We start from the raw sequence: 15,935 nt of genomic DNA, 5'->3' as shown, positions 1-15,935 counted from the left end.
TCAAACCCCTACCTTAACGGTGATGTGACAAGTACGCTTAGTAATACGATCTGCACGGCCTTTAGCACGTGGCATAATACGTTTCAGGCTCATGCCTTCATCAACGTAGATCGTAGAAACTTTAAGGTCGTCTACATCTAAACTGTTATTGTGTTCAGCGTTTGCAATCGCAGATTCCAACGCTTTCTTAACTAGAACTGCAGCTTTTTTGTTGCTGAAGTTAAGGATGTTAAGCGCGTGCGCAACAGATTTGCCGCGGATAAGATCTGCAACCAAACGAGCTTTTTGTGCCGAGATAGCGGCACCGCGTAATTTAGCAGTTACTTCCATCATAGCACCCATTAACGTTTAGATTTCTTGTCAACACCGTGACCGCGATAGGTACGAGTTGGTGCAAATTCACCAAGCTTGTGACCAACCATGTGTTCAGAAACGATCACAGGAACGTGGTTACGGCCATTGTGTACAGAAATTGTTAAACCAACAAAATCCGGTAGGATCATCGAACGACGCGACCAAGTTTTGATCGGCTTACGGTTATTAGCCGCGATAGCCGCTTCAACCTTAGCGAACAAGTGCGCATCGACGAATGGGCCTTTTTTCAGAGAACGAGGCATTGTCAGATTCCTTTACTTGTTACTTAACGCGACGGTCGCGAATGATCATCTTAGTCGTACGCTTATTGGTACGTGTCTTGTACCCTTTAGCTTTTTGACCCCATGGGCTTACAGGTTGAATACCTTTGTTACGCCCTTCACCACCACCGTGCGGATGGTCAACCGGGTTCATTGCCATACCACGAACGGTAGGACGAACACCACGCCAGCGCGATGCACCAGCTTTACCAAGCGAACGAAGGTTGCTTTCCGAGTTAGATACTTCACCTAACACAGCGCGACATTCAACGTGAATTTTACGCATCTCGCCTGAACGTAGACGAACGATAGCGTAAGAACCGTCACGACCCAACAGCTGAACTGAAGTACCAGCTGAACGAGCAATCTGCGCGCCTTTACCGATTTTAAGTTCGATGTTGTGAAGAGTAGAACCGATTGGCATGTTGCGAAGCGGCAAGCAGTTACCTGGACGAATTGGAGCATCGTTACCAGACTGTACTTTATCGCCAGCGCGAAGGCCTTTAGGAGCGATGATATAACGACGTTCACCATCAGCATACAATACAAGTGCAATGTGTGCAGTACGGTTAGGATCGTATTCGATACGCTCTACAGTTGCAGGAATACCATCTTTGTTACGTTTAAAGTCAACTAGACGGTAGTGCTGCTTATGACCGCCACCAACGTGACGAGTCGTGATGTGACCGTTGTTGTTACGGCCGCCAGTACGTTTTTTAGCTTCAACCAACGGAGAGTACGGTGCGCCTTTGTGAAGGTGATCATGAACCACTTTCTCTACAAAGCGACGTCCTGGAGACGTTGGCTTACATTTTTGAATAGGCATAATTCTCGTCCTTATTCCGCTGTGCTTTCAGCGGTATCGCCCAAGTCAGCCATTTCAACATCTTGGCCAGCTTTCAGGGTGACGTATGCTTTTTTAACATCAGAACGACGTCCTAATGTTTTACCAAAGCGTTTAGACTTACCTTTAGTGATAGTCGTGTTAACTTTAACAACTTCTACACCAAAGAGTTGTTCCACTGCTTTTTTGATTTCAAGCTTGTTTGCATTGATAGCAACTTTAAACACTTGAACACCAGCAGTTTCACCTAAAACTTGTGCTTTTTCTGAGAATACAGGTCCTTGCAGGACTTGATAGATACGTTCGTTGTTCATCCGAGTTCTACCTCAATTTTCTTAGCAGCAGCTACAGACATAACAACTTTGTCGAACGCAATCAAGCTAACAGGATCGATTGCAGCAGCATCAACCACATCTACGTGTGGAATATTGCGTGCAGCAAGATACAAGTTCTCATCAACAGCATCGGTAACGATCAATGCACGAGTTGCATTCAAGTTGTTAAGCTTTGCAAGCAATTCTTTAGTTTTTGGAGCTGCAACAGCAAACTCATCAACTAAAATTAGGCGATCTTGACGAACAAGTTCAGCCATGATGCATTGCATAGCACCGCGGTACATTTTACGGTTTACTTTTTGAGACCAGTCTTGTGGACGAGCAGCAAAAGTTTTACCACCGCCAACCCAGATTGGGCTACGAATAGAACCAGCACGAGCACGGCCAGTACCTTTTTGACGGAATGGCTTGCGGCCACCGCCAGAAACGTCTGCACGTGATTTCTGAGCTTTTGAACCTTGACGGCCACCAGCTAAATAAGCTGTAACCACTTGGTGAACAAGAGCTTCATTAAATTCACGACCGAACGCAACTTCTGATAATTCAACAGCAGAGCCGGAAACAGTATTTAAATTCACGTTATTTCCCCTCAGGCCTTGATCGTAGGACGAACGATTACGTCGCCACCAGTAGCACCAGGAACCGCGCCTTTAACAACAAGAACTGAACGTTCTGTGTCGATAGCAACGATCTCAAGACCCTGTGTAGTTACGCGTTCAGCACCTAAATGGCCAGCCATTTTTTTGCCTTTGAATACGCGACCAGGAGTCTGGTTTTGACCAGTAGAACCTAAAACACGGTGAGAAAGCGAGTTACCGTGAGTTGCATCTTGCGTACGGAAGTTCCAACGCTTAACACCACCTTGGAAACCTTTACCTTTAGATTGACCAGTTACGTCAACAACTTGACCAACCTGGAACAATTCAACGGTAAGCGTACCACCAACTTCACGACCTTCAAGATCAGCTTCTGTAGCGCGGAATTCTTGAACTAGACGACCAGCTGCAACACCTGCTTTCGCAAAGTGGCCTTTCTGAGCGTTAGTTACGCGAGATTCGCGACGTTCACCAGTAGTGATTTGAATCGCTTGATAACCATCAGTTTCAAGCGTTTTGATTTGAGTGATGCGGTTAGGATCAACCTCAATCACTGTAACAGGCACAGAAACACCAGCATCTGTAAAGATACGTGTCATACCGCACTTGCGACCGACTAAACCAATAGCCATGTGCATAAACCTCTAAAAAAGCGGCCTAATTAACTTAGAGTGTTAATTAACCCGAAAGCCTTAACCCAATGCGATCTGAACATCAACACCAGCTGCAAGATCTAACTTCATCAATGCATCTACAGTTTTGTCTGTAGGTTGAACGATGTCGATCAAACGCTTGTAAGTACGAATTTCGTACTGGTCACGCGCGTCTTTGTTTACGTGTGGAGATGTTAAAACGTTAAAACGTTCAATGCGTGTTGGCATTGGAATTGGACCACACACTTGTGCGCCAGTACGTTTTGCGGTTTCTACGATTTCTTGAGCAGATTGATCAATCAGGCGATGATCAAAAGACTTAAGACGGATACGAATTCTCTGGTTAGACATACCAGTAAACTCCAAGCCAAATATATAAAGAATCACTCCTGACGCATCTCACCCCACTTTAATACGGGTAAGTGTCAAGAGCAGTGAAATATCACTAAGGTCGTGATCGATGCCACGACTGTAACGATAGTTAACTACTTTATTCGCAGTTAACCCCCTTCCTATCGAAGGGTCGCTTATTATAGCCATTGTTTAATGCATAAGCAAATCCCTTTTATGGTTTTATCCAAGTTTTCAATTTACCCCCTAAAACAAGAGTTTATTTTCTGAATGCGGGGCAGTTTTCGCCAAGACATATTCTATAGCTCGATTTAATATCTGATTTCCTTCAACAAACTTATTTTTATGGCTCTTTTTTAATTCAGAGAGATCCTGAACATATTTTCCTGAAAATTGTGCAAGCTGCTCCTCATCTTCCAAAAATAAAGACAGGGTTTCTGGGGTACTCTCTGGATGAAACTGAAAACCGAGCACATTTTTGCCCAACTGGTACATCTGATTACGACAGGCTTGGTTTTCTGCCAGATGCACTGCCCCTTTGGGTATTTCAAAGCTTTCACTATGCCATTGCAGAATATTGAACTGTTCGGGCAAGCTAAAACATTCTTGCGGTAGATTGGCTACCTTGTGTACCGTGGCCCAGCCCAATTCCTGCTCAGGATTACGACTGACGCCCGCCCCCAATGCATTGGCAATCAATTGTCCACCCAGGCATAAACCGATTGCCGGTTTGCCATGTGACAGATAACGACGCAACCAGCGTTTCTCTATCTTTAACCAAGGGAAATTCGCCTCATCATTGACACTCATGGTTCCGCCCATGATGATCAGTAAATCGACGTCCTCAACCCTTGGCAAAGCCTCAATCTCTAAAGGACGATCCAACGGTAAAGCAAAAAACTCAGTCGCACTAATGTACGCCTGATACTGCTTTAAAAACTCATGACAACTACCATAGCCTTCACCAGCAATATGCTGAAAATAATGCACTTTTAAATGCGACTTCATGCTCCTCAACCTATTTTTTAGCTAGATAGTTTTAGGTTTTGCAAAAATGAAGCCAACTTTTTTCAAGGACCAATTTTTTTAACAATTCACAACCGAACTGGCAGTAAGTCACAGATTCTCTTAAGCTAAGGTAATATTTGATTACATTTAAGGGCATTCACGTGAAAAAAAACGCTCAAACCACCCTGATTCATGCACCACGAAAAGCCCCTCAATCCATTTCTACGGTTCAACCTCCCCTGTTTCGTGCATCGACCATTATTTTTGAGAATACTGATGCGCTATTTAATCGCCACTGGACCGATGCTTATGACTATAGCTACGGCACCCATGGCACACCCACGACATTTACCTTAGGCGATAACATCGCGCAAATTGAAGGCGGTGAATACTGCCTACTTGCGCCGAGCGGTTTATCCGCCATTAACCTGGTGAATTCTTGTTTCTTGAGCCAAGGTGATGAAGTCTGGGTTGCCGATAACATCTATGGCCCAAACATGGAACATCTGCGCAATCTGGAAACGCGTTATGGCATTGCGGTCAAAGTGTATAACCCGCTTGAGGTCGAAACCTTTACACCAAGTGAAAAAGCAAAACTGCTTTGGCTGGAAGCAGCCGGTTCAGTCACACTGGAGTTTCCAGATCTGGTCGGTTTAATCAAAAAAGCCCAGGCACATCATATTTTGACGGCGCTGGATAATACCTGGGGCGCAGGTCTGGCTTTTAATGCTTTTGATTTTGGCGAAGAGCATTTAAGTGTCGATATCACGGTTCATGCCCTGACCAAATATCCAAGCGGTGGTGGCGACATCTTGATGGGCTCAGTTGTTACACGAGATAAAACCCTGCATCACAAACTGTTCCGTACCCATGCCATTCAGGGCATTAGTGTTTCTGGTGATGATGTGGCGCAGGTACAACGCAGTCTGGCTTCGATGCAACTGCGTTATCAGCATCAGTCCGAAAGCGCACTGACTTTAATGAAGTGGCTCAAACAGCAAACTGAGCTTGTTCAAGTTTTACATCCAGCCGATCCAGATTGCGCTGGACATCAATACTGGAAAGATATTTGTAAGACAGGTCAAAGTGCCGGCCTGGTTAGCGTGATTTTTGATCATTCTTATAAGCTGCAAGATATTCGCAATTTCTGTGACAGCTTAAACCTGTTTAAGCTCGGCTTTAGCTGGGGTGGTCCTGTCAGCCTGGTCATGCTCTATAACTTAAAAGACATGCGTGTACTGGAACATTCACATTTAAAACATGGCTTTCTGGTTCGTTTCTGTATCGGACTGGAACATCCGCAAGATTTGATTCAAGATATCCAGTACGCCCTAGAACACATGAAAAAGCCTAAAAATGAATGATAAACAATAGGAAAAGTTAGGTGAACACTATTTGGTATTACTAAAAAACCACAAATACCATGCAAGACATTGTCTTATGCTCACAGCTTACCAGTCGGCATGGTCTGCTTGTCGGTTTAACTGAAACTAAAAAAACAGTCACTCTTATTTATGAACAGAGTGTCGATCGGAATAGTGCTTTTGAAATGCTGCAAAACCCAAGTGGCCGAACCTCAAAAAAATGCCAAACAAGCAGAATTTGCAAAACAGCAAGCCAAGGAACAGTGACCTCTAACCGGTGAGCAACAAAAGGAATTAGAACACGCGACTTAGGCAACCTAAAAAGTTCATAAAAGATACTGATCGATTTATCAAACTGCGCACGCAGGCTCGGAGATGATACCGGGGAGAATTGTCCGCGAGTTTCATGACTGCTTTTTCAGTGAAAATAGCACGATTTATTCCTATCAAGATTTTTAAAATTATGGGATATTCAGATATCCCATAATTTTTTTATGGTTTTATTAAAAGATGTATTTACAAGGCATGCTTTAAGATGTATTTTAAATACATCTTATAAATAAACAGCCATGAGAGATCAAACATGACTCCGCAGCAAATTGACCTTGTAAAAGCAACAGTGCCTGTACTCCGCGAAAATGGTGTGGCACTCACGGGCTATTTTTATAACCGCATGTTAGGCAACAACCCTGCCCTTAAAGAAACGTTTAATATGGGTCACCAACGCAGTGGTGCACAGGCGCAAGCTCTTGCCGGCGCTGTATTGGCCTATGCCGAAAATATTGAAGACCCATCTGTACTTTTACCTGTGGTTGAGCTGATCGCGCATAAACACGTGAGCTTAAACATTCAAGCGCCAGACTATAATATTGTGGGTGAAAACCTGCTGCATTCTATTAGTGAAGTATTAAGCATCCCGATGGAAGATCCATTAATTGATGCTTGGGCTACAGCTTATGGTCAATTGGCTGACTTGTTCATCAGCACTGAAAAAACGATCTATGAGCAGCATCAGCAAACCAAAGGTAGCTGGTTAGGCTGGCGCAATTTCAAAATTGCCCGAAAAGTAGTAGAAAGTGACGAGATTACTTCAATCTATCTACAACCGGTAGATGGTGGCGATTTACCGAAATATGAAGCGGGTCAATATATTTCAGTTCGTGTATTCGTAGAAGAACTCGGCTTAAAACAGCCGCGTCAATATACGCTTTCAACCAGCCCTCAAGCAGACTATTTGCGTATTTCAGTTAAACGTGAACCGGGCAATGGCGCAGATCAAGTTGCAGGTTGGGTGTCTAACACTCTACATGGTTTGCCGGAAGGTTCAGAAATTGAAGTATCTGCACCAACAGGTAACTTCTACCTGATCGATCCAGCTAAACGTAATGTGTTTATCAGTGGTGGTGTTGGCCTGACGCCAATGATCGCGATGCTGAACCAGCTGGTGACTCTGGATATGCCACAACCTGTGACCTTTATCCATGCTTGCCGTAGCAAACAGGTTCATGCGATGCACCAGCATATTCATGACCTGAAAGCAAAATATCCGCGCTTAAGCACCCTTACTGCTTATGAATTTCCACATCAAGCTGACAAACTGGGTGAGGATTATGATGTAGCAGGTCGTCTGGATCTGAGTACAGTTGATGCAGCGCTGTTACCAGTCAATGCCGATTACTACCTTTGCGGCCCAATGCCATTTATGGCAGAACAGCAAAAAGCACTCGTTGCCCGCGGTATTCCTGCTGAAAATATTCATAGTGAAGCATTTGGTACAGGTGGGGTTCACCACTAAGCCCTCGCTTCAAGCTGAATAGGTGGGGCTAGTCTGGTTATGCTAGACTAGCCCTTATCTATTTAATTCTTAAAGATATTAGTGCGATCATGCAATTAAACAAATTTACCGACTATGCTTTGCGTATTTTAATGTACATCTCCCAGCCGCGAGATACGCCGTATACGATTGCGGAAATTGCGCGAGATTTGTATGTGTCACAAAATCATTTAATGAAGATTGTGCATTTCATGTCGAAACAAGACTGGATTATTGCCACACGCGGTAAAGGCGGCGGCATCCGCTTAAATCCTACTACACTAAATCTAAAACTCGGTGAGATCGTGCTTAGCTTGCAGGGTGAAAATCATGTGATTGTCGAATGTAATACCCCACCCTGCGTACTGCGTAGCAATTGTGGTTTAAAAGGTATTCTCGACCATGCGCTGGAACAGTTTTACCAAAGCCTGAACCAATATACCCTGGCCGATGTGCTCACCCCATCTAACCAATCTCATTTTAGTACTGTTTCTCCAATCGGTTTAATTAACCTGATGGATTAAGTTGCAATAGCATTGCAAAGCAAAGTTCGCTTGCCTGTGCGACTTCCTTTATAATGTTTCTTTGTAGATCATTTATTGAAGTTGAGTTATGCACCACAGCAGAGGAAAATCCAAAAACAGTAAGACAGCCCATGCACCCAAGCAAAAGATCAGCTACGAGAAAAAAGTTGATTCTGCTATTACTGAATATTCTGTGCGCTCACTCAACTGGCTACGCAAAGCCGAATTTTTAATGAGTGCACCAAAACTCAGTCTTTGTGTAGAAGATACAGGCTATGAAATTGCTTTTGCCGGTCGCTCCAATGCCGGTAAATCCAGTGCGATTAATGCCCTGACCAACCAGAAACAGTTGGCACGTGCATCAAAAAGACCCGGCCGCACCCAGATGATTAACTTTTTTAGCTTGGGTAATCCAGATCAGCGTCTGGTCGATTTACCAGGCTATGGCTATGCTGCCGTACCAGAGGCGATGAAAATTGTTTGGCAAAAAGAACTGGAAAATTATCTGATTCATCGCAAAAGCTTACAGGGCTTGGTGCTGTTGATGGATATTCGTCATCCGCTACAACACTTTGATGTGATGATGCTGGAATGGGCTTATTCACGTCATTTGTTTGTGCATGTTCTTTTGACCAAATCAGATAAGCTGAATCGTGGCCCTGCCTCTAAAGCGCTTCAAGAAGTCAAAGCCGCATTAAAAAAAATGAAACTGGACTTCTCGATTCAATTGTTCTCCTCTATGAACAAAGAGGGACTTGAAGAACTGGCCAGCGTCATGGGCGGCCGTCTGAATTTCACTTTAGATCAATCAACTCAATTTGATTTGGACAGTATTCCGGAAGTATCGGCTCATGATCTAAATCAATTCGATGAACCAGTTGAACTCGACTCTGGGTCTGATGCAACTGCTATTGGTGAGGTTTCACCGCATGACTTAAATGAAGCTGAAGAACCGCTTGAATTACTTGAGCAGGATCAGTCAGAACTTAAAGCAGCAGATGAGCTGAACCAGAATAAACGCTCAGCTGAATAATCAAATGACAAAATATTTGATTGATTGATTTAAATTAAAAACCTCCGTTATGTCGCATAACGGAGGTTTTTTTCTAGGCTGATTTTCGCTATGCCAAGCTGGCCAAGTGATAGCAGCGCCGGATTGATCAGATTTACCTGTTTTTACATGAAGACTGCATTGTTTACTTAGTGATTAAATCCTGATTCATATTAGAATAAATCTTGATCAGCCTTAGATCAGGCACCCATTATGAAACCATCTATCTCTGTGATTACGCTGGCTGTTCAGGACATAGAACAGTCATTGCAATTTTATTGTGAGGGTTTAGGCTTTAAAAGCGACGGAATTATGGGGCAGGAATTTGAATATGGTGCGGTGGCGTTTATTCAACTGCAATCCGGTCTTAAGCTTGCCTTATGGCCGCAGCGCAGCCTTCAGCAAGATACCGGTCTTGAATTGAGTCCGATCTGCCCAACCCAAATGGCGCTGGGACATAATGTCTATAGTCCATTAGAGGTTGACCAGATCATGGTACTGGCTGAACGTGCGGGCGCTAAAATTATCAAAGCTGCACACACCACCTTTTATGGCGGATATGCTGGTTATTTTCAGGATCCCAATGGTCATCTCTGGGAAATTGTCTGGAATCCGGACTTAGATAAAGATTAAACCGGCGCTTCAGGTTCACGGGTATGCCGGTCTACCACCACACTGATCATCATATCGCCCTGCACATTCACCACGGTACGTACCGTATCCAGTAAACGGTCGATCGGCAATAAAATCGCAATCGCCTCGGCAGGCAATCCCACAGATTGCAACACCATAATCATGGTGACCATGCCAGCGCTTGGAATCCCAGGTGCGCCTAAGGATGCAATCATTGCCGTGGCACAGACCACCAGCTGTTGCCCTAAACTCAGATCCAGCCCCATTAAATTGGCAATAAACAAGGCGGCGGCTGCCTCATAAAGAGCTGTGCCATCCATATTCAGCTGTGTTCCCAGTGGAATCACAAAACCTGCCGTATGCGGACGTACGCCCAGATTTTCCTGCGCACATTTCATTGACAGTGGCATGGTGGCCGAACTGGAACTGGTGGCAAATGCGGTAATTAAAGCAGCGCGTGTGCCTTTAAAGAACGTGATCGGATCCATCTTGCCAAAAATCCACAGCAATAAAGGCAATACCACGATGCCATGGAAAATGGTGGTTCCAGTGACCACGGCCGCAAATTCAGCCAGACGACTGAGTACCGAAATATCCTCAGTCGCGATCAGCTTGGCCAATAAAGCAAAAATACCGAAAGGTGCCAGTTTCATCACCCAGCCAATCATCAACATCATGATTTCAAAAAACTGGTGACTCAACTTGCGCACGGTACGGAATTTATCTCCGCCTGCGACCAGTGCCACACCGACAAACAAGGCAAAGACCACCACCGCCAGGACATTGCCATCTGAAAATGCCTTAAACGGATTGATCAGGGTATTTTGGATAAAATTGGTAAAGAAAGAAGATGGCGTTAAGGTGTCCGGAGTCTGATGCTGCGCCATGGCATCCTGGAACATCAGTACATCGACACCCTTGCCGACATCAAACAGATGTGCACAGGCCAGACCTAAAATGAGTGCCAAAGTCGTTGTGGTCACACAGCACATCAGGGTGATTTTCCAGGTGCGATTCAGTTGTCCGCCTGCCTGCAGATTGGATACCCCGACCACAATCGACGTAAAAATTAGCGGAACCAACAGCATTTTTAATAAGCCGATAAAAACACTGCTGACGATGCCGATGCCGTATAAACTGACATCAAAAAATGAGGTCTGCGGAAATATCGTGAGTAAAAATCCAAACAGCACCCCCAATACGGCGGCAATTAAAATTTGCGTATTTAAGCTCATCTTTTCATGCATTTTAATATAGATCTTAAGCGGCACTATGCCATGCCGATTCTACAGAATCGAGTAATATTTTATAAACGCGTGCCTAGAACAAGATCTCAAATAATGATTGTTCTGCGAATTAAAAACAAAAAAACCGAATCTGGGATTCGGCTTTTTGAGCAAAAAATATAAAAATTATTGGGTTTCGATTTCACGTAAGCGGATCAGCCCTTCCTGCGTGGTACTACAGACCAGTTCGCCATTCTGCCACATCCGTCCAAAATTCAGACCGCGTGAGCTGGCGCTCTGGGTGGCATCCATGTCATATAGCATCCATTCATCGGCACGAAATGGCTTATGGAAGTACATGGCATGGTCAATACTGGCACATTGCAGGCTTGGCGAAATATAACTCAGACCATGTGGACGCAGTGCCGTGGTCATCAAGGTAAAGTCTGAATAGAAAGCGGCAATCGCCTGATGCAAAGAAATCTGATCCACTTCTACAGCAATTCGGTCATGGGTGCGGATATAGTGCGCATAAGACGGCGCTTCCGGCTGAGGCTGAAAGGGGTTTTGCGGATTGATCGGGCGGATCTCGACATGACGATCACGGGTGAAGGACGCACGGACATTTTCCGGAATAAACTCAATCATTTGTTTGATCAGTTCTGCTTCATTTTTCAGGCTTTCTGCTGGCGGATATTCCGGCTCTGAAATCTGGTAATTGAGACCTTCTTCCTGATGCGCAAAAGACACCATACACATAAAAATAGTGCGACCATGCTGAATCGCACGTACTTGACGGCTGACAAAGCTCTTGCCGTCACGGATACGATCCACTTCATAAATAATCGGTGCGTTGACATCTCCGCCAAACAGAAAATAGGCATGTAACGAGTGTGCCGGACGGTCTGTGGTATAAGACGCAGCGCGGAGTGCCTGCCCTAAAACCTGCCCACCAAACACGCGCTTGCCCACCAGATTACGGCTGATTCCCCGAAAAATGTTTTCTTCTAACTTTTCCAAGCTGAGCAGCTCGACCAGTTCCTGTGTTAAGGCATTCATAAGCAACCTACGTAATATTGGAGATATCCCAAAATGGAAAAACAGATCTAAATAATTAATCTGGAATATTCTGCCACAAAATCAGACCGAAACTCTAAAGATTGCATGACTGTTCTGTCATACTGATGTCATAAGTGACTAGGAAAAGCATCTGCTTTCACGCTAAAATTAGCGCACTTCTGTTGAAGTTGTTAAAAAAAGATATATGGTTTCGCTTTGGAAACCCGCAAAAATAAATCCCCTCAGAAGTCCTGTGGTTTTGGTCAGTAAAATTAGGAGCAGCTATGTCCAAGAATGGCTTTGGTCAAATGTATCGCAAGCTTTCAAGTAAGCTACTTGATCTTGTGGTTACCCCTCATGTTCTTGGGGAAGTACCAAGTGAAGTGACAGCACCTGAACCTGATCAGACTGCAACAGAATCGCGAAAGCTGGTCTGCTACGTTTTACAGAACCATTCGCGTAGTAATGCGCTGGTCGTCGATGCAGAAACCCGCCGTTTAAAGTTGCCAGCTGCGCTCGATCCAATGCAACTGGGCAATAGTAAGGAAAAAGCTTCGCTGCTGTTTTTACAGCATCATGATGAAAATAACCTGCTCAGCTCACCGCCGCATGCGTTTCCGCCGCGCCTGTTACGCCTGATTGAAATCCTGGAACAACATCCTGAACTAGATGTGGAATTGGTACCAGTCACGGTGCTTTGGGGACGTGAACCTGAAAAAGAAGATTCCTGGTTCAAACTGCTATTTACCGATACCTGGTCTACGCCAAGCCGGGTCAAGCAACTGGTCAATATCGGTCTGCATGGCCGTCAGTCTTATTTAGAGTTTCACGAACCCCAGTCTTTACGTGCCATGATTGAGCATGCCAAAAAAACGCATCCAAATTCAGCACCAGCGACTTATATTGTTAGCACTTTAAATGATTATCTGGATGGGCAGCGCGAAGTGATTCTCGGGCCGGATCTGTCCGATCGCCGTAATGTCATGCACGGTTTAATCAAATCGCCAGATGTACAGGCTGCGATTCGCAATGACAGTATTCGCAGTAAAATCTCGATGCTGGAATCTGAACGTCGTGCCATTGGTTATCTGAACGAAATCGTTTCCGATTATTCTCATTCGACTGTACGTTTTGCCGATAAAGCTCTGACCCGCTTATGGACGCAACTCTATGACGGCGTAGAAGTACATAATTTCAGTACCGTGCGTGAACTGGCCAAAGATTATGAGATTGTCTATACCCCATGTCACCGCAGTCACATCGACTATTTGTTATTGTCTTATGTGATCTATCGTCGTGGCTTGATGGTGCCGTATATCGCTGCGGGCGATAACCTGAACATGCCTTTTGTGGGTCAGATTTTACGTGGTGGCGGTGCCTTCTTTATCCGCCGTACTTTCCGTGGCAATGCGCTCTATACCACAGTCTTTAAAGAATATTTATATAGCGTTCTATCACGCAATACCCCACTGGAATACTTTATCGAAGGTGGTCGTTCACGTACTGGTCGTTTGCTACCACCTAAAACTGGGATGCTGGCGATGACCGTGCATGGTCATTTACGCGGCAAAGCCAAACCAATTGTCTTTGTACCGACCTATATCGGTTATGAACGCCTGATGGAAGGCGGCACTTATGTCGGTGAGATGAGCGGCAAGCCGAAAGAAGCCGAATCTATTTTTGGTATTGTCAAAACCCTGCGCAAAATTGAACGCATTTTCGGTAAAGTGCATCTGAATTTTGGTGAGCCGGTATTTCTGGATGACATCCTGAAACAGCATGGCGCAGAAAATATTAAAATTGAAAAGAACGATGATCCAATTCCACAAGCAGTTTCTGATGCAGTAAACAGCTCTGCGCAAGCGATTCTGGAAAATATCAACCGTGCAGTGGTGATCAATCCGGTATCGCTATTATCGTTGATCCTGTTGGCGACACCGAAACATACGCTGGATGAAGAAATCTGTATCAAGCAGCTGGATACTTATCGTACCCTGCTGGCGGCATTACCTTATGATGAACGGATGGAAGTTACACCGCTTTCAGGCAAAGAAATTATTGCCTATGCAATGAAGCTGAAACTGATCAAGCGGGTAAAACATGTGCTGGGCGATATCATTGCCATTGAAGATAATCAGGCAGTTTTGCTGACTTATTTCCGTAACAATATCGTGCATTCCTTTGTGCTTCCGTCATTGATTGCAGCACTGGCTGAACACAATGGAACGATTCGCCGTGATGATGTCGTCAACATCAGCAGCACCCTGTACCCATTCCTAAAAGCAGAGCTTTTTTTAAAATGGCGTGAAGATGAGATTCAGGATCAAGTCAATGCGCATATTGATAACTTGATTTCTGCCAAACTGATCACGCAAGATGGTGAAAATCTGCTTGCTCCGGCACCCAATACTGAAGTCCATCATCAGCTCGAAGTTCTGGCTGCACCAGTGACTCAAAGTCTGGAACGTTATTACATGACTTTGGCACTGATTACCCAACGTGGTTCAGGCAACATTTCGACCCGTCAGGTTGAAGAATTGAGCTATCTGGTTGGTCAGCGTTTATCAGTTCTATACGAATTCAACTCGCCAGAATTCTTCGACAAAGCCCTGTTCCAGAGCTTTATTAAAGTCTTAACCCAAAAAGGTTATCTGTGTACCAATGACGACAATGCCATTGTTTTTGATGAGCAGCTGACCAACGTAGCGCAATATGCAGATCTGGTACTGGATGAAGTGAAATTACAGATGCTGCATCACATCACCGCCTTTACCGATGAAGAACTCAAAGAAGCACTTGATGCAGTTGCGGCTGAACAAGCCAAGAAACGTGCCAAGCGCAAAAAGAAGTAAAGCTTTTATTCTCTCTCCTTTCAGGAGATGGGAAGCACTGCTTCATAAGGGGGATGAGGGGGAATTTAATCCTCCCCTAACCCCTCCTTTTCCAAAGGAGGGGAATTTTCTTTAATTTAAAAAAGGATGAAGATAGCTCTTCTGTAAGGGAGAAGTTCCAAATTTATTCAAATTTATTCATCAACCCCAAATAATCCTCAAAACAATCTGTATGCTTTAATTCAAATCCTGTTTTTTGCATCCGAGTTGCATAGAGCTTTTTACCGGTGACCTGCTTGTTCTCAACTTCGAGTAAAGGCAGCCCCATCTGCTGCTGAAACCATTGCAAGACTTTATGTAAAAGCTGTGGCTGGTTATTGCTCACAATATAAGAAGACTCAGGATGTTCCACGTGAATCATCTGTGACAAGAAACGTGATAAATCTTCGATATGAATCCGGTTTGACCAGTGCAGATTTGGATAGCTGGTCATAGATACTGCCATTTTTTGTAAGCGCTCTACCGATGTTCCATAAATTCCACTTGGGCGAATAATTGTACATTGCTCAGGATAAGCCGCTAAATAGGCCTGCTCCATCTGATACAGGATTTCTCCTTGTGCATCATTGGGCTGTAGAGGCGTTTCATCATTGACGTTTTCTCCAGCATTTTGCCCATAGACCCGTGTCGATGACACCACCACAATCCGTTGCACTGGATGCTGTTTCAAGGCAGTCACAATCGGCTGCACAGAATCCAGATAGGTCTGTTGATAACCATCGACAGCACTTTGTTTTGGACTAAGCAATACATAGACCCAATCAATCGGTGTGACTGTCGTTAAATTCAGTTTATGCAAATCTTGAATCAGATGAGTTGCAAAGGAATCTGTTTTGGGACTTGAGCTAATTGTGCTAATTTGATGACCTTGCTCAAATAGTTGTTTAGCAACACGCCGGGATGTTTTACCATAACCGATAAATAGAATATGCATTGAGCACCGAATCACGAA

Annotated in this window: 17 protein-coding genes and 1 pseudogene; 7 read left to right on the top strand and 11 right to left on the bottom strand. The window is 44.5% G+C overall.

Features of this window, described 5'->3' with window-relative positions; translation table 11 throughout:
• The 8 genes from rplV to FTU42_RS11650 form a co-directional block, all read right to left on the bottom strand.
• Entirely contained in the window at window positions 1-330 is a 330-nt protein-coding gene (gene rplV / locus FTU42_RS11685) for a 50S ribosomal protein L22 (RefSeq protein ID WP_001982638.1), read from the bottom strand.
• Window positions 331-341: 11 nt separating this feature from the next.
• Window positions 342-617, bottom strand: coding sequence for a 30S ribosomal protein S19 (gene rpsS, locus FTU42_RS11680; protein ID WP_004281508.1), 276 nt, complete (start codon window positions 615-617; stop codon window positions 342-344).
• A gap of 19 nt (window positions 618-636) precedes the next feature.
• A complete protein-coding gene (gene rplB, locus FTU42_RS11675; protein WP_005094148.1) occupies window positions 637-1,461 on the bottom strand; it encodes a 50S ribosomal protein L2 in 825 nt (274 codons plus the stop codon).
• A gap of 11 nt (window positions 1,462-1,472) precedes the next feature.
• Window positions 1,473-1,793: a 50S ribosomal protein L23 gene (rplW, locus tag FTU42_RS11670; RefSeq protein ID WP_005094149.1), complete on the bottom strand. Its 321-nt coding sequence runs from the start codon at window positions 1,791-1,793 to the stop codon at window positions 1,473-1,475.
• Entirely contained in the window at window positions 1,790-2,392 is a 603-nt protein-coding gene (gene rplD / locus FTU42_RS11665; RefSeq protein WP_180083430.1) for a 50S ribosomal protein L4, read from the bottom strand. Before rplD ends, rplW begins: the two co-directional genes overlap by 4 nt.
• Window positions 2,393-2,403: 11 nt before the next feature.
• Window positions 2,404-3,042 (bottom strand): 50S ribosomal protein L3, encoded by a 639-nt coding sequence (gene rplC / locus FTU42_RS11660; protein ID WP_005094152.1) that lies wholly within the window; start codon window positions 3,040-3,042, stop codon window positions 2,404-2,406.
• Window positions 3,043-3,102: 60 nt separating this feature from the next.
• Entirely contained in the window at window positions 3,103-3,414 is a 312-nt protein-coding gene (rpsJ, locus tag FTU42_RS11655) for a 30S ribosomal protein S10 (protein ID WP_000070912.1), read from the bottom strand.
• A 246-nt stretch (window positions 3,415-3,660) separates the two neighbouring features.
• Window positions 3,661-4,422, bottom strand: a complete 762-nt coding sequence (locus FTU42_RS11650; RefSeq protein WP_180083429.1) for a type 1 glutamine amidotransferase — start codon at window positions 4,420-4,422, stop codon at window positions 3,661-3,663.
• A gap of 161 nt (window positions 4,423-4,583) precedes the next feature.
• Here FTU42_RS11650 and FTU42_RS11645 point away from each other — a divergent pair, with 161 nt between their 5' ends.
• The 6 genes and pseudogenes from FTU42_RS11645 (at window position 4,584) to FTU42_RS11625 (ending at window position 9,807) form a co-directional block, all read left to right on the top strand.
• A complete protein-coding gene (locus tag FTU42_RS11645) occupies window positions 4,584-5,786 on the top strand; it encodes a PLP-dependent transferase (protein ID WP_005094155.1) in 1,203 nt (400 codons plus the stop codon).
• A 59-nt stretch (window positions 5,787-5,845) separates the two neighbouring features.
• Window positions 5,846-5,933, top strand: a pseudogene (locus FTU42_RS15040) (hypothetical protein); the annotation flags it as partial.
• 436 nt (window positions 5,934-6,369) lie between these two features.
• Window positions 6,370-7,581: an NO-inducible flavohemoprotein gene (gene hmpA / locus FTU42_RS11640; RefSeq protein WP_005094157.1), complete on the top strand. Its 1,212-nt coding sequence runs from the start codon at window positions 6,370-6,372 to the stop codon at window positions 7,579-7,581.
• An 89-nt stretch (window positions 7,582-7,670) separates the two neighbouring features.
• On the top strand, window positions 7,671-8,123 hold the full coding sequence (locus tag FTU42_RS11635) for an Rrf2 family transcriptional regulator (RefSeq protein WP_005094159.1): 453 nt from the start codon (window positions 7,671-7,673) through the stop codon (window positions 8,121-8,123).
• Window positions 8,124-8,211: 88 nt separating this feature from the next.
• Window positions 8,212-9,156, top strand: coding sequence for a ribosome biogenesis GTP-binding protein YihA/YsxC (yihA, locus tag FTU42_RS11630; RefSeq protein ID WP_005168732.1), 945 nt, complete (start codon window positions 8,212-8,214; stop codon window positions 9,154-9,156).
• Between the two features lie 231 nt (window positions 9,157-9,387).
• Window positions 9,388-9,807, top strand: coding sequence for a VOC family protein (locus FTU42_RS11625; RefSeq protein WP_005168733.1), 420 nt, complete (start codon window positions 9,388-9,390; stop codon window positions 9,805-9,807).
• On the opposite strand, the gene FTU42_RS11620 is transcribed toward FTU42_RS11625, so the two are convergent.
• Together FTU42_RS11620 and FTU42_RS11615 are read right to left on the bottom strand one after the other, a co-directional pair.
• The gene (locus FTU42_RS11620) at window positions 9,804-11,042 is read right to left on the bottom strand and encodes a dicarboxylate/amino acid:cation symporter (protein ID WP_034608350.1); all 1,239 of its coding nucleotides are present in this window, start codon (window positions 11,040-11,042) and stop codon (window positions 9,804-9,806) included. The two genes, FTU42_RS11625 and FTU42_RS11620, sit on opposite strands and share 4 nt — an antisense overlap.
• Window positions 11,043-11,219: 177 nt before the next feature.
• Complete coding sequence (locus FTU42_RS11615; protein WP_180076353.1) at window positions 11,220-12,092, bottom strand: acyl-CoA thioesterase II; 873 nt, start codon at window positions 12,090-12,092, stop codon at window positions 11,220-11,222.
• A gap of 284 nt (window positions 12,093-12,376) precedes the next feature.
• On the opposite strand from FTU42_RS11615, the gene plsB reads away from it, so the two are divergent.
• Window positions 12,377-14,944 carry a glycerol-3-phosphate 1-O-acyltransferase PlsB gene (plsB, locus tag FTU42_RS11610; protein ID WP_005168738.1) on the top strand — a complete coding sequence of 856 codons (2,568 nt, stop codon included), beginning with the start codon at window positions 12,377-12,379 and terminating at the stop codon, window positions 14,942-14,944.
• A gap of 163 nt (window positions 14,945-15,107) precedes the next feature.
• Here the strand turns inward: plsB and FTU42_RS11605 are convergent, their stop codons facing one another.
• Window positions 15,108-15,917 (bottom strand): NAD-dependent epimerase/dehydratase family protein, encoded by an 810-nt coding sequence (locus FTU42_RS11605; protein WP_100357823.1) that lies wholly within the window; start codon window positions 15,915-15,917, stop codon window positions 15,108-15,110.
• Between the last annotated feature and the right edge of the window lie 18 nt (window positions 15,918-15,935).

It is taken from the genome of Acinetobacter sp. YH12102 (genome assembly GCF_013419125.1).
In the GTDB taxonomy this organism is placed as follows: Bacteria; Pseudomonadota; Gammaproteobacteria; order Pseudomonadales; family Moraxellaceae; genus Acinetobacter; species Acinetobacter pseudolwoffii.
The sequence above is the reverse complement of the archived record's forward strand: the minus strand, read 5'-3'. Positions and strand labels throughout refer to the sequence as shown.

Coding starts and splice junctions, on each gene's coding strand:
- yihA (WP_005168732.1), top strand. CDS start 8,212: ATGCACCACAGCAGAGGAAAATCCAAAAACAGTAAGACAGCCCATGCA.
- rplW (WP_005094149.1), bottom strand. CDS start 1,793: ATGAACAACGAACGTATCTATCAAGTCCTGCAAGGACCTGTATTCTCA.
- FTU42_RS11635 (WP_005094159.1), top strand. CDS start 7,671: ATGCAATTAAACAAATTTACCGACTATGCTTTGCGTATTTTAATGTAC.
- FTU42_RS11620 (WP_034608350.1), bottom strand. CDS start 11,042: ATGAGCTTAAATACGCAAATTTTAATTGCCGCCGTATTGGGGGTGCTG.
- rplB (WP_005094148.1), bottom strand. CDS start 1,461: ATGCCTATTCAAAAATGTAAGCCAACGTCTCCAGGACGTCGCTTTGTA.
- rpsJ (WP_000070912.1), bottom strand. CDS start 3,414: ATGTCTAACCAGAGAATTCGTATCCGTCTTAAGTCTTTTGATCATCGC.
- rplV (WP_001982638.1), bottom strand. CDS start 330: ATGGAAGTAACTGCTAAATTACGCGGTGCCGCTATCTCGGCACAAAAA.
- rpsS (WP_004281508.1), bottom strand. CDS start 617: ATGCCTCGTTCTCTGAAAAAAGGCCCATTCGTCGATGCGCACTTGTTC.
- FTU42_RS11650 (WP_180083429.1), bottom strand. CDS start 4,422: ATGAAGTCGCATTTAAAAGTGCATTATTTTCAGCATATTGCTGGTGAA.
- rplC (WP_005094152.1), bottom strand. CDS start 3,042: ATGGCTATTGGTTTAGTCGGTCGCAAGTGCGGTATGACACGTATCTTT.
- FTU42_RS11625 (WP_005168733.1), top strand. CDS start 9,388: ATGAAACCATCTATCTCTGTGATTACGCTGGCTGTTCAGGACATAGAA.
- FTU42_RS11615 (WP_180076353.1), bottom strand. CDS start 12,092: ATGAATGCCTTAACACAGGAACTGGTCGAGCTGCTCAGCTTGGAAAAG.
- FTU42_RS11605 (WP_100357823.1), bottom strand. CDS start 15,917: ATGCATATTCTATTTATCGGTTATGGTAAAACATCCCGGCGTGTTGCT.
- plsB (WP_005168738.1), top strand. CDS start 12,377: ATGTCCAAGAATGGCTTTGGTCAAATGTATCGCAAGCTTTCAAGTAAG.
- hmpA (WP_005094157.1), top strand. CDS start 6,370: ATGACTCCGCAGCAAATTGACCTTGTAAAAGCAACAGTGCCTGTACTC.